14 protein-coding genes are annotated in these 11,852 nt (G+C 65.9%); 5 read left to right on the plus strand and 9 right to left on the minus strand.

Annotated elements, in window-relative coordinates:
- Positions 1–132: 132 nt before the first annotated feature.
- The gene (locus tag RT97_RS30065; protein ID WP_042582517.1) at positions 133–2,070 is read right to left on the minus strand and encodes a DEAD/DEAH box helicase; all 1,938 of its coding nucleotides are present in this window, start codon (positions 2,068–2,070) and stop codon (positions 133–135) included.
- A gap of 251 nt (positions 2,071–2,321) precedes the next feature.
- A complete protein-coding gene (gene orn, locus RT97_RS30070; protein ID WP_042582574.1) occupies positions 2,322–2,918 on the minus strand; it encodes an oligoribonuclease in 597 nt (198 codons plus the stop codon).
- A gap of 59 nt (positions 2,919–2,977) precedes the next feature.
- Between orn and RT97_RS30075 the strand changes: the two genes are divergently transcribed.
- Genes RT97_RS30075 through rsgA form a run of 3 tightly spaced genes read left to right on the plus strand, consistent with a single transcriptional unit; the run spans position 2,978 to position 5,597 of the window.
- Positions 2,978–4,243, plus strand: coding sequence for a M48 family metallopeptidase (locus tag RT97_RS30075; RefSeq protein WP_042582518.1), 1,266 nt, complete (start codon positions 2,978–2,980; stop codon positions 4,241–4,243).
- Positions 4,244–4,274: 31 nt separating this feature from the next.
- A complete protein-coding gene (locus RT97_RS30080) occupies positions 4,275–4,625 on the plus strand; it encodes a 4a-hydroxytetrahydrobiopterin dehydratase (RefSeq protein WP_042582519.1) in 351 nt (116 codons plus the stop codon).
- A 12-nt stretch (positions 4,626–4,637) separates the two neighbouring features.
- On the plus strand, positions 4,638–5,597 hold the full coding sequence (gene rsgA, locus RT97_RS30085; RefSeq protein ID WP_042582520.1) for a ribosome small subunit-dependent GTPase A: 960 nt from the start codon (positions 4,638–4,640) through the stop codon (positions 5,595–5,597).
- On the opposite strand, the gene hisC is transcribed toward rsgA, so the two are convergent.
- The 7 genes from hisC to rpsP form a co-directional block, all read right to left on the minus strand.
- A complete protein-coding gene (hisC, locus tag RT97_RS30090; protein WP_042582521.1) occupies positions 5,591–6,679 on the minus strand; it encodes a histidinol-phosphate transaminase in 1,089 nt (362 codons plus the stop codon). The two genes, rsgA and hisC, sit on opposite strands and share 7 nt — an antisense overlap.
- 10 nt (positions 6,680–6,689) lie before the next feature.
- Positions 6,690–7,691: a CobD/CbiB family protein gene (locus RT97_RS30095; protein WP_042582522.1), complete on the minus strand. Its 1,002-nt coding sequence runs from the start codon at positions 7,689–7,691 to the stop codon at positions 6,690–6,692.
- Between the two features lie 41 nt (positions 7,692–7,732).
- The gene (locus tag RT97_RS30100) at positions 7,733–8,476 is read right to left on the minus strand and encodes a CoA pyrophosphatase (RefSeq protein WP_042582523.1); all 744 of its coding nucleotides are present in this window, start codon (positions 8,474–8,476) and stop codon (positions 7,733–7,735) included.
- Between the two features lie 124 nt (positions 8,477–8,600).
- Positions 8,601–8,984: a 50S ribosomal protein L19 gene (gene rplS / locus RT97_RS30105; RefSeq protein ID WP_042582524.1), complete on the minus strand. Its 384-nt coding sequence runs from the start codon at positions 8,982–8,984 to the stop codon at positions 8,601–8,603.
- Positions 8,985–9,096: 112 nt separating this feature from the next.
- Positions 9,097–9,843 carry a tRNA (guanosine(37)-N1)-methyltransferase TrmD gene (gene trmD / locus RT97_RS30110; RefSeq protein ID WP_042582525.1) on the minus strand — a complete coding sequence of 249 codons (747 nt, stop codon included), beginning with the start codon at positions 9,841–9,843 and terminating at the stop codon, positions 9,097–9,099.
- Positions 9,844–9,868: 25 nt separating this feature from the next.
- Positions 9,869–10,423, minus strand: a complete 555-nt coding sequence (gene rimM / locus RT97_RS30115; RefSeq protein WP_042582526.1) for a ribosome maturation factor RimM — start codon at positions 10,421–10,423, stop codon at positions 9,869–9,871.
- Between the two features lie 16 nt (positions 10,424–10,439).
- Complete coding sequence (rpsP, locus tag RT97_RS30120; protein ID WP_013540078.1) at positions 10,440–10,703, minus strand: 30S ribosomal protein S16; 264 nt, start codon at positions 10,701–10,703, stop codon at positions 10,440–10,442.
- A gap of 181 nt (positions 10,704–10,884) precedes the next feature.
- Between rpsP and RT97_RS30125 the strand changes: the two genes are divergently transcribed.
- Positions 10,885–11,409: a GNAT family N-acetyltransferase gene (locus tag RT97_RS30125; RefSeq protein WP_042582527.1), complete on the plus strand. Its 525-nt coding sequence runs from the start codon at positions 10,885–10,887 to the stop codon at positions 11,407–11,409.
- Positions 11,406–11,852: a hypothetical protein gene (locus RT97_RS30130; RefSeq protein WP_042582528.1), complete on the plus strand. Its 447-nt coding sequence runs from the start codon at positions 11,406–11,408 to the stop codon at positions 11,850–11,852. Before RT97_RS30125 ends, RT97_RS30130 begins: the two co-directional genes overlap by 4 nt.

The following is an 11,852-nucleotide window of genomic DNA, read 5'->3' on the forward strand; positions in this document are numbered from 1 at the left end:
CATCGATTCAGATGTCAATCAAATACCGAAGCGATGGGCCTCTCGGAAACCCGCAATGAAAAAGCCCGCGCTTCTTTCGAAGCGCGGGCTTTCTTTTGGGGCGAAGCGACCGGCCGGCCGCTCTGCAATGGATCAGCGCGAGGGCTTGAACGCACGCTTTTGTGCGTCGCGGGGCACGAACACCTTGCCCGGGCCGCCATGACCGGCGCCATTGCCGCGCGGCGCGAAACCTTCGCGGGGCGCAAAGCCTTCACGGGGAGCAAAACCGCCGTCGCCGCGACCACCACCGTGGTGACCCTGGCCGTGGCCGCCGCGCGGGGCGCTGTCACCCCAGCCCGGCTTGCGGCCGTAGCCTGCGCCACCGCCGTTGTTGCCGCCGTCGTCACGACCGCCGCCGAAGCCGGCGTTGTTGCCGCCCTGGAAGCCACGCGGGCCCTGGTGACCTTGGCTCGGCGCCGGGCCGCGTGCATTGCGGTCGTTGAAACCGCTGGCACCGGCATAGCCGCCGCCGTTGTTGCCGCGGTAGCCACCGCCGCCGCCATTGCCGAACTTGCGGTCGCGCGACTGGTTGTCGCCACGGCCACCGCGGTACTCGCCCATCGGGGGACGCGATTGCGGCATGCGCTGTTGGGGCTCGAGGCCGGCAACCACTTCAGCCTTGAACTGCTGGCGGCTGTATTGCTCGATGTCCATGATCTTGCGGCGATCGCGGAACTCGGCAAACGTGATCGCCAGGCCGTCGCGGCCTGCACGGCCGGTGCGGCCGATGCGGTGGGTGTAGTCCTCGGCCTTCATCGGCAAGCCGAAGTTGAAGACGTGGGTGATGGTCGGCACGTCGATGCCGCGGGCGGCAACGTCGGTGGCCACCAGGATCTGTACCTGGCCCTGGCGCAGTGCCATCAGGCGGCGGTTGCGCAGGCCCTGGCTCAGGGCGCCGTGCAGCGCCACGGCGCTGAAGCCTTCCTGCTGCAGGTCGTTGGCGAGCCCGTCGCACTCGACTTGCGTGCTGGCGAACACGATTGCCTGGTTGATGCTGGTGTCGCGCAGCCAGTGATCGAGGAGCTTGCGCTTGTGCTGGCTGTTGTCGGCCCAGTACAGCGACTGCTTGATGTTGGCGTGCTTTTCCTGCGGGCTGTCGATGGTCACGCGCTGCGGCTCGCGCATCACGCGCTGGGCCAGTTGCTGAATGCGCGGCGCGAAGGTGGCGCTGAACATCATCGTTTGCTGGCGCTCGATGGTGAGCTGGTTGACTTCGGCCAGGTCGTCGGAGAAGCCCAGGTCGAGCATGCGGTCGGCTTCGTCGACCACCAGGAACTTGACCTGGTCGAGCTTGAGTTGCTGCGAGCGTTGCAGGTCGAGCAGACGGCCGGGAGTGGCAACCACGAGGTCGGCGTTCTGCAGCTTGGCGATCTGCAACTGGTAAGGCATGCCGCCCACCACGTTGGCGATGCGAAGACCGCGGCAATGGCGGACCAGCTCGATGGCGTCGTGCGCGACCTGCTGCGCGAGTTCGCGCGTCGGGCACAGGATCAGGGCGCCGGGGGTGGCGGCCTTGAAGTGGCGGGCGTTGGTCGGGTCCTTGCGCTTGGGCTTCTTCGGCGCGGCTTCACCGCGGGCAGCGGCTTCGGCGGCCAGGCGCTGGAATTCGGCCTTGGCTTCGGCTTCGGCTTCGGCCTGGCGCTTAAGGAGGGTGTGCAGCACGGGCAGCAGGAAGGCTGCGGTCTTGCCCGAACCAGTCTGGCTGGAGACCATCAGGTCGACGAAACGAGCCTTGCCGTCCTGGCCGGCTTCGCCGCCCATGGCGAGCGGGATCACCTTGTCTTGCACGGTGGTCGGCTGGGTGAAGCCCAGGTCGGCCACGGCGGCGATCAGTTCGGGTGCGAGGCCCAGGCGGATGAAACCGTTGGGCAGGCTGGGTTCTTGTTCGACCGCTGCGGCCTCAGGGGCGGCTGCATCGAGCGCCTCGAGGATCGGCGCTTCGGACACAGTGTCCACAGCGGCGGTGAATTCGTTGTTGGTAGCGGATTGCACAGGCGCGAACTCGCCCTGCGCTTCAAAAGCGTCGGTCATGTAGATATCAATCTCAAACGCGAGCGCTGCCGTAGGCGGCGCCCCGTTGGTGGTTAAAAACATCAACCATCCAACGACATTCAGCCTCCGGCTAACGCCTGAGGCTGCGGCCCTTTTTGATCAGCGAATGCGATCGGGCGCGGTGTGCAAGATAGGGAGATGCAAGAGACGCTGATCTGTGTCCTGTGACAAGTGCAAATCAGCGAAGCCTGCAATTATGGCACGGATTCGGGTTTTTACCTAATCTCTTCTCAATCGGTCAGGCGAAGGAAGGTTTCCCGGTAATGGGCGAGCTCCTCGATGGACTCATGCACGTCGGCCAGCGCGGTGTGCGCCTGCTGTTTCTTGAAGGCACTGTAGGCCGAGGGCTTCCAGCGCTTGGCCAGTTCCTTCAGGGTGCTGACGTCCAGGTTGCGGTAGTGGAAGTACGCCTCCAGCTTGGGCATGAACTTGACCAGGAAGCGCCGGTCCTGCCCGATGGTGTTGCCGCACATCGGCGAGCCGCTGCGGGGGATGTACTTGGCGATGAATTCCAGCAGTTGCTGTTCGGCCGCGGCTTCGTCCAGCGTGGAAGCCTTGACCTTGTCGATCAGGCCGCTGCGGCCATGGGTCCCCTTGTTCCAGGCGTCCATGGCGTCGAGCACGGCGTCGCTCTGGTGAATGACGAGCACGGGGCCGTCGATGCGGGGTGTGAGATCGGGGCCGGTGACGACCACGGCAATTTCGAGCAGGAACTCTTTCTCGGGGTCCAGGCCGCTCATCTCGCAGTCCAGCCAGACCAGGTTCTGGTCACTTTTCTTCAGGGTGGGCGCGGCTGCGGGGGGCGTCGGGTCAAGGGATTCGGGCATCGAAGGATTGTCGCCCAAGGCCTGCGCCCCGATTTACCGGGGACTAAACTCGCCGCTCCATGTCCTATTCGCTCATCTTCACCATCGCCTTCGCGGCCGCGCTCGTTGCAGGCCTCGTCGTGAAGTTCTGGCTCGCTTCGCGGCAGGTGCGCCATGTGGCGCAGCACCGCGGCACCGTGCCGGAAGCTTTCGCGCAGACCATCACGCTCGCCGCGCACCAGAAGGCGGCCGACTACACGATCGCCAAGGCCCGCTTCGGCCTGGTCGAGATGGCCTGGAGCGCGGCGCTGCTGCTGGGCTGGACGCTGCTCGGCGGACTCGACGTGCTGAACAAGCTACTGCTGGTGTGGCTTGGTGGCGGCATGGTGCAGCAGTTGGTGCTGCTGGCCGCCTTCGCGGCCATCGGCGGCCTGCTCGAGTTGCCGTTCACCCTGTGGCAGACCTTCAGGCTCGAAGAGCGCTTCGGCTTCAACAAGATGACCTTCAAGCTCTGGCTGGCCGACACCGTCAAGTCGACGCTGATCGGCGCGCTGATCGGCCTGCCGATCGCGGCGCTGATCCTCTGGCTCATGGGCGCGGCCGGCACGCTCTGGTGGCTCTGGGCCTGGGCTGCCTGGATGGGGTTCAACCTGCTCCTGATGCTGATCTACCCGACCTTCATCGCCCCGCTGTTCAACAAGTTCAAGCCGCTGGATGACCCCACGCTGAAGGCGCGCGTCACGGCCTTGATGAAGCGCTGCGGCTTCGCGGCCAAGGGCTTGTTCGTGATGGATGGCAGCACCCGCAGCGCCCATGCGAATGCGTACTTCACCGGCTTCGGCGCGAGCAAGCGCGTGGTGTTCTACGACACGCTGCTGCGCCAGTTGAATGCCGGGGAAGTGGAGGCCGTGCTCGCGCACGAACTCGGCCACTTCAAGCACCGCCACATCGTGAAGCGGCTCGTCGCGATGTTTGCGCTGAGCCTCGCCGGCTTCGCGCTGTTGGGTTGGGTCTCGACCCAAGTGTGGTTCTATGCCGGCCTGGGCGTTCAGCCGAACATGTCGCCGACCGCGCCCAACAGCGCGCTGGCCCTGCTGCTGTTCATGCTCGCGGTGCCGGTCTTCGGCTTTTTCGTGGCGCCGCTGCCCGCGCGCCTGTCGCGCAAGCACGAGTTCGAAGCCGATGCCTACGCCGTCGCGCAGACCAGCGGCGCCGACCTCTCCGCCGCCCTGCTCAAGCTCTATCAGGACAACGCATCGACGCTCACGCCCGATCCGGTGTTCGTCAAGTTCTACTACTCCCACCCGCCCGCCTCCGAGCGCCTCGCGCGCATGACCGCGGCGTGACCACCCACCCCACCTTTCAGCAGAGCCCCTCATGAGCAGCATGTTCAAACCCAAGGACTGGAAGAACCTTCCTCCCCGCCAGGCCATGAGCGCCACCGAGATCGTGTCCGGCCTCGCCAAGCTCGACGGCTGGAAGCTCACCGGCGACGGCGCCGATGTCGCCATCGAGAAGACCTTCACCTTCGCCAACTACTTCGAGACCATCGCCTTCGTGAACGCGCTGGCGCTCGTGGCGCACACGCAGGACCACCACCCCGACCTGTCGGTGCACTACAACCGCTGCGTGGTGCGCTTCAACACGCACGACGTGAAGGGCCTGTCGGTCACGGATTTCGATTGCGCACGGCAGGCCGACGCGCTGGTTGCGAGCCCCGCCGCATGAGGAAACACGCCTGTGGCTAAGCCCGGCCGCGCCGCCTTCACCCCCGCTGCGCACAACACGGGGAAGGCGCATCACGACGGCCTCGTCGTTGCCAGCCATGGGCGTCACTGCCTCGTCGAAACGCCCACGGGCGAGCGGCTGATCTGCCACCCGCGCGGCAAGAAGAGCCAGGCCGTGGTCGGCGACCGCGTCCGCTGGCAGGCCACCGAGGACGAAGGCACCATCGAGGAGGTGCTGCCCCGGCGCAACCTCTTCTACCGGCAGGACGAGATCCGCACGAAGTCGTTCGCGGCCAATCTCGATCACGTGCTGATCCTGATCGCGGCCGAGCCGGAGTTTTCGGAGCATCAACTGGCGCGCGCGCTGATCGCAGCGGAGGCACAGCGCATCACGCCGATCATCGCGCTCAACAAGAGCGACCTGGTCGAGCCCTTCGAGCGCGCCTGGGTCAAGCTGGCGCCTTATCGCCGCATGCACCACGGCGTGCTGCCGCTTTCGCTCAAGGCATCTGGCGAGGCGGACTACGCATCGCTGATGAAGCTGTTGTCAGGCAAGTCCACCCTCGTGCTCGGCCCTTCCGGCTCGGGCAAGAGCACGCTGACCAACCTGCTCGTGCCTGGCGCGACCGTGCTGACCCAGGAGATTTCGCAGGCGCTGAACTCCGGCAAGCACACGACCACCAGCACCACCTGGTACTGGATCGACGAAGCCCGCACCACCGGCCTGATCGACTCGCCGGGCTTCCAGGAATTCGGCCTGAATCACATCGAGCCGATGCAGCTCGCCGGGTTGATGCCCGATATCGCCGAGCACACGGGGGACTGCAAGTTCTACAACTGCACCCACCTGCACGAACCCGGCTGCGGCGTCATCACGAACGTCGAGACGCCGACGCATGCGGGCCCGATCAGCGCATCGCGCTACAAGATCTACGGCGAGCTCTTCGCCGAATTGAGCCAGACGCGCTACTGAGCGCCGAGGATGGCTTGCAGCGCCTGAACCAGTGCGCTGCACTGCTCGCGCGTGCCGATGCTGATGCGCAGGTACTGTGCGATGCGCGGCTGCTTGAAATGCCGCACCAGCACCGCACGCTCGCGCAGCAACGCCGCCAATTCGGCCGCATCGCGCTGCGGATGGCGTGCGAACACGAAGTTGGTCTGCGAAGGGAGCACCTCGAAGCCCATGTCTTCGAGTTGCAGGCTGAGCCCTTCGCGAGTGTCAATGATCTTGCCGCGCGTGGTGTTGAACCACGCTTCGTCCTCCAGCGCTGCCACCGCGCCCGCCGTGGCAAGCCGATCAAGCGGGTAGGAGTTGAAGCTGTCCTTGACGCGCACCAAAGCGTCGATCAGGCGCCGCTGGCCGCAGGCGAAGCCGACACGTAAGCCGGCGAGCGAGCGCGACTTGGAGAGGGTCTGCACCACGAGCAGGTTCGGATATTTGTCGACAAGCGGCAATGCACTCTCGCCGCCGAAATCAACATAGGCCTCGTCCACCAGAACCACGCGGTCGGGACAGGCTGCAAGCAGCCGTTCGATCTGCGACAGCGGCAGCCCGATGCCCGTGGGCGCATTCGGATTGGCGATCACGAGACCTGCGCATCCGACGCGTGCACGCGCCGCCATGGCTTCGACGTTGATGCGCAGGCCCCCGTCGACCGGCTGCAGTTCGCACGCGATCTGGTAGATCTGCGCGTAGACCTTGTAGAAGCTGTAGCTCACGTCGGGCATCAGCAAGGGCTCGGCCTGCTGGAAGAAGGCGAAGAAGGCGTGCGCGAGCACTTCGTCCGACCCGTTGCCAGCGAAGACCTGGTCGACCACGAGGCCGTGCCGGCGTGCCACTGCTTCGCGCAGAGCGAGCGAGGTGGGGTCGGGATAGCGCTCCAAGCCACTCGCGGCCGCTTGCTGGATCGCATCGACGGCCAGCGGTGACGGCGGATAAGGGCTCTCGTTGGTGTTGAGCTTGACGAGGTTCGCGATACGCGGCTGCTCGCCGGGCACGTAGGGCTCGAGCGCGCCGATGCGCGGGCTCCAGAAGGCCGGTACTTCGCTCGTCATACCGCGCCGTTCAACCGAGCAGACGGGCGAGCGTCAGCAACGCCAGCAGCACCATCCACATCACCACCGAGCGCCAGACGAGGCCGACCACGCTGCGCAAGTGGCCGGGCTCGGGCTCGCGCCCCGGGGTGCTGCCGCTGTCGGGCCGGCGGCCGTCGATCACGGATTCGCCGGCCTGCGCGCGCGGCAGCGGGTCGGTGACGGGAATGGGGCTCAGCGAACCACCGCCGAGGCGCACATTGACCGCGCCGGACGTGGCCGCAAGGATCACACCGTCGTTCTCGTTCGGAAAGCGCCGGGCGTCGTTGCGCCAGCAGTCGATCGCTTCCTCGAAGCTGCCAACCACCGCGAAGCCCAGCGCCGTGATGCGCGCAGGCAGCCAGTCGATGCCGTGCCAGGCGCTCTCGGCCGCCTGCTGCACGGACACGCTCGACGGTTGCACCGCGGCGCCGTTCTTGTGGGCCCAGTAGCGCGCGACGAATTCGCTCATCCGATAGAACACCGCGCCGGCCGGACCGAGGCCGACGGCGGCGAGCACCGAGAACCACGCCAGCACGCCGAACACGTGACGGTGCGCAGCAATGACCGAATGCTCGATCACGTGGCGCACGATTTCGCTGCGCTTGAGTTCGGCGGCATCGACGCCCTGCCAGTGGGCGAGCAGCGAACGCGCGAGCGGCTCGTCGCCCTCGTCGAGCGCATCGCGGATGTCTGTGAAGTGGTGGCTGAACTGCCGGAAGCCCAGCGTGACGTAGAGCACCGCAATGCTCCAGAGCACCGCGAACGGCAAGCCCAGCGTCAGCACCAGCAGCCAATGCACACCGAGCGCCACGAGCGTGGGCACGAAGACCGCGAGCCCCCAGGCGATCCATCCGTGATGGGGCTTGCCCGCATCGAAATTGCGGCTGGTCCAGCGGGTCCATGCGAGAACGGTGCCGTACACGGGGTTGTGCGGGCCCAGCGGCCTCACTTGCTCGATCAGCAACGCGCACAGGATGGCAAAGAAGCTCATCCTTCGATGATAGCGAGAGAGCCCGGAGGTTCAGTCGGGCTTCAGGCGCTCAGGAAACGGTAAAGATTGCGCAGCATGCCGGCGGTGGCGCCCCAGACGAAGCGCTCGTCGGTGCCGTCCCGGTAGGGCATCGAGTACCACTGGCGCTTGGTGCCGTCAGGGGCGGGAACGGTGTGATGGCGGTGGTTGGCCGGGTCCATGAGCCACGCGAGCGGCACCTCGAAGGCATCGGCGACTTCGTAGGGATTGATGGTGAGTTCGAAGCCCGTCTGCACCAGCGCGACCACCGGCGTCACGATGAAGGACGTGACCGTCGTATAGGTCGGCAGGTTGCCGAGCACTTCGATGTATTGCGCCGAGAGGCCGACCTCTTCCCAAGCTTCGCGCAACGCAGCGGCCGCAAGGTTCGCGTCCTCGGGGTCGACGCGGCCACCGGGAAATGCCACCTGCCCCGAATGGGTCGAGAGATGCGCGGTGCGCTCGGTCAGCAGCACGGTCGCGCCTTGCGGGCGCTGCACGATCGGCACGAGCACGGCGGCCTGGGCAGGTGCGCGCTCGGTCATTCTTGGCTCGCGGCGCAGCTCGGGGGTCCAGATCGGCGGCGCCTCGAAACGCGCGCGCAGGGCTCGGGCCGTCAGCTGCGCGGCAGGCACTGCCTGAAGCCCCTCATTCTTCACCGCGAAAGGCGCCTTGCGCGGATCGAACGGCGGCAGCGTGGACAGCGCCACGGCGTTGACGGGTTCGAGGGAGGCGTCCTGCTGCAGGGAAGTGGATGAGGAGGTCAAGAGATGAAAGGTGCCGGAGCCGGAATGAAGGAGTAGAGCGGAAAAACGAAAAGTTGTCTTTGGGTGGAAGCAACAACGCAAAAAGCCGCCAGAGCGGCGGCTTTTTGCACTGCAGGAAAACGGCTTACTTGGCAGCCGCTGCTGCTTGCGACTTGCCCGGCAGCTTTTCCTTGATACGTGCCGAACGACCGCTGCGATCGCGCAGGTAGTACAGCTTGGCGCGGCGCACATCGCCACGACGCTTGACTTCGATGCCGGCGATCAGCGGGCTGTAGGTCTGGAACGTACGTTCCACGCCTTCGCCGCTGGAGATCTTGCGCACGGTGAAGCCGCTGTTGAGGCCGCGATTGCGCTTGGCGATCACGACGCCTTCATAGGCCTGCACGCGCTTGCGGGTGCCTTCGACGACGCTCACGCTGACGATGACCGTGTCACCGGGCATGAAATCGGGGATCTTCTTGCCGAGGCGGGCGATTTCTTCCTGCTCGAGGGTTTCGATGAGGTTCATGATTTCCTGATATTCGATCGTGTCGGGCTACACAAAAGGCGCCGTTGGTATCTGCCACCCAGGGTGTGCAGAAGGCCAGGCGCGGCCGGGCAGAGGATCGGGGAGCCCGAGATTATAGCTTTTTTTTCAGTGCCGTCTCATCGGCCTTGTCCAGGCGGCCGGCAGCGCGGGCGGCGGCGATGAGGTCGGGACGCCGGGCCGACGTCGTGGCCAGCCGCTGGTCGCGGCGCCAGCGCTCGATCTGCGCATGGTGGCCCGAGAGCAACGGCGTCGGAACGCCCTGCCCGTTCCACTGCTCGGGCCGCGTGTAGTGCGGGCAGTCGAGCAGGCCGTCGAGCGCAGGGTTGAAGCTGTCCTGCACATGGCTGGCTTCGTCGCCCAGCACGCCAGGCTGCAGCCGCGCCACGGCATCGAGCAACGCCATGGCCGCGATCTCGCCGCCCGAGAGGACGAAATCGCCAAGGCTGATCTGATGGGTGACGCGTGCGTCGATGAAACGCTGGTCGATGCCTTCGTAGCGGCCGCAGACCAGCACCGCCCCTTCGCTGGCCGACCACTTTTCGACCGCCCCGTGGCGCAGCGGCTCGCCGATGGGCGAGAACAGCACGACCGGCGCATCCGCCCCCCGCGCAGCCAGCGCCGCGTCGAGGCAGGCTGCCAGCGGCTCGGCCATCATCACCATGCCGGGACCGCCACCGAAGGGCCGGTCGTCCACGCGCTTGTAATTGCCCTGCGCGAAATCGCGCGGGTTCCAGAGCACGACCTCGACCTGCTTCGATTCGTAGGCGCGACGCGTCACACCGCTGGCCATGAAGGGCGCAAACAGTTCGGGAAAGAGCGTGAGGACGTCGAAGCGCATGCGCGCGCAGCCGGTGTCGGCGGAATCAGAAATCGGGTTGCCAGTCGACCGTGATGAGACGGCCAGGCAGGTCGACCTTGTCGACGAAGACGGAGACGAAAGGCACCATCCGCTCGACGGCCTTGCCGTCTTCTTCGGCCGCCAGCACCAGCGTGGTCTGCGGGCCGGTGGCGAGCAGTTCGCGCACCGTGCCGAGCGCGACGCCTTCGCGGTTGACGACCGAAAGGCCGATGAGGTCGACCCAGTAGTACTCGTCGTCGCCAGCCGTGGGGAAGCTGGAGCGCGGCACGAACACGCGCGCGCCACGCAGGGCCTCGGCCGCATTGCGGTCAGGCACATCCTCGGACGAGGCGACGATGCAGTCGGAATGTTCTTTGGCTTCGCGGATCGCAAGCCGGAAAGCGGTGCTTGCCGAGGCTCCGGGAGCCTGCAGGAACCAGCGCTTGGAAGAGAAAAGCGCCTCGGGCTGGGCGCTGTGGGGCAGGACCTTGAACCAGCCCTTGATGCCCCATGCATCGGCGATGCGTCCTACCTCGATCGCGTCCGCCGGCAATTCGGCGGCTTCGAGTGCGGGCAACATCGCCGTGCGTGACGGCTTAGGCTGCCGCCTTGGGGGCTGCGGCTGCAGCTTGCTTGATCAGGCGCAGGACCGTGGGCGAGGCTTGGGCGCCAACGCTCTTCCAGTAGGTCAGGCGATCCTGGGCAATGCGGATGCTTTCTTCGTTTTCCTTGGCGGTCGGGTTGTAGAAACCCAGGCGCTCGATGAAACGGCCATCGCGGCGAACGCGCTTGTCCGACACGACGATGTTGAAGAACGGACGGCCTTTGGAGCCGCCGCGGGAGAGTCGAATGACGACCATGATTTATCCTTGGGTGGTCAGCGAGCCAGTTGGATGAGAAAGAGGCCCGCTCACAATGTTCTTCCAGCGTCGAGACACGCGACATGGCCACCCGGCCAGCGACACGCTGAAAAGCCTGCGATTATAGCCCGCTACGCGTTTTCTCCGAATTTTCGGCCCCCGCGCCGTCTCTTTTTCACCCATGACCCTCTCCATCCGCCCCAGCCGGGACGACGACGTCACGGCCATCACGGCCATCTACGCCCACCATGTGCTGCACGGCACGGGCACCTTCGAAACCGAGGCGCCCTCCGCTGCCGACATGGCCGCGCGCCGCGCCGACGTGCTGGGCAAGAAACTGCCCTACCTGGTCGCCGAGGAAGATGGCCAGCTGCTGGGCTTTGCGTATTGCAACTGGTTCAAGCCACGCCCGGCCTACCGTTTCTCGGCGGAGGACTCGATCTACATGGCGGAGTCAGCACGCGGCAAGGGTCTGGGCGCCAAGCTGCTGGCGGCGCTCTCGCAAGCCGCCGAAGCCGTGGGCGTCCGCAAGCTGATCGCGGTGATCGGCGACTCGGCCAACGCCGGCTCCGTCGGCGTGCATCGCAGCCAGGGCTTCACGCACGTGGGCGTGCTCAAGGACTGCGGCTGGAAGTTCGGCGAATGGCGCGACGTGGTCCTGATGGAAAAGGTGCTCGGCGAAGGCAGCACGACAAAACCCGAATGAAAAACAAAACCACCGCCGCCTGGCTTTCCTTCCTTGGCGGCCCCCTGGGCCTGCACCGCTTCTACCTGCGCGGCATGGGCGATTTGCTGGGCTGGCTGCTGCCCATTCCGACCGCGCTCGGCCTCTACGGCATCGAGCGCGTGCGCATGTACGGCGTGGACGACGGCATGAGCTGGGCGCTGATTCCGCTGCTGGGTTTCACCATCGCAGGCTGCGCGCTCACGGCGATCGTCTATGGGCTGATGGCGCCCGAAAAATGGAATGCCCGCTTCAACACCAGCGCCCCGGCAGACGCCGCGCCGGGCCAGACCAACTGGTTCACGATCGGCGCCGTGGTGCTGTCGCTCTTCTTCGGCAGCACGATCCTGATGGCCAGCATCGTGTTCAGCTTCCAGCGCTACTTCGAGCACCAGATCGAGGAAGGCCGAAAAATATCGCAGTAG

It is taken from the genome of Variovorax paradoxus, assembly GCF_000834655.1.
GTDB lineage: Bacteria > Pseudomonadota > Gammaproteobacteria > Burkholderiales > Burkholderiaceae_C > Variovorax > Variovorax paradoxus_F.

Bases quoted from the DNA above. Each gene is read 5' to 3' on its own strand.
- rimM (WP_042582526.1), bottom strand. From the start codon at position 10,423: ATGTTGCCCGCACTCGAAGCCGCCGAATTGCCGGCGGACGCGATCGAG.
- rpsP (WP_013540078.1), bottom strand. From the start codon at position 10,703: ATGGTCGTCATTCGACTCTCCCGCGGCGGCTCCAAAGGCCGTCCGTTC.
- RT97_RS30080 (WP_042582519.1), top strand. From the start codon at position 4,275: ATGAGCAGCATGTTCAAACCCAAGGACTGGAAGAACCTTCCTCCCCGC.
- orn (WP_042582574.1), bottom strand. From the start codon at position 2,918: ATGCCCGAATCCCTTGACCCGACGCCCCCCGCAGCCGCGCCCACCCTG.
- trmD (WP_042582525.1), bottom strand. From the start codon at position 9,843: ATGCGCTTCGACGTCCTCACGCTCTTTCCCGAACTGTTTGCGCCCTTC.
- RT97_RS30075 (WP_042582518.1), top strand. From the start codon at position 2,978: ATGTCCTATTCGCTCATCTTCACCATCGCCTTCGCGGCCGCGCTCGTT.
- RT97_RS30095 (WP_042582522.1), bottom strand. From the start codon at position 7,691: ATGAGCTTCTTTGCCATCCTGTGCGCGTTGCTGATCGAGCAAGTGAGG.
- rplS (WP_042582524.1), bottom strand. From the start codon at position 8,984: ATGAACCTCATCGAAACCCTCGAGCAGGAAGAAATCGCCCGCCTCGGC.
- RT97_RS30065 (WP_042582517.1), bottom strand. From the start codon at position 2,070: ATGACCGACGCTTTTGAAGCGCAGGGCGAGTTCGCGCCTGTGCAATCC.
- RT97_RS30125 (WP_042582527.1), top strand. From the start codon at position 10,885: ATGACCCTCTCCATCCGCCCCAGCCGGGACGACGACGTCACGGCCATC.
- RT97_RS30130 (WP_042582528.1), top strand. From the start codon at position 11,406: ATGAAAAACAAAACCACCGCCGCCTGGCTTTCCTTCCTTGGCGGCCCC.
- hisC (WP_042582521.1), bottom strand. From the start codon at position 6,679: ATGACGAGCGAAGTACCGGCCTTCTGGAGCCCGCGCATCGGCGCGCTC.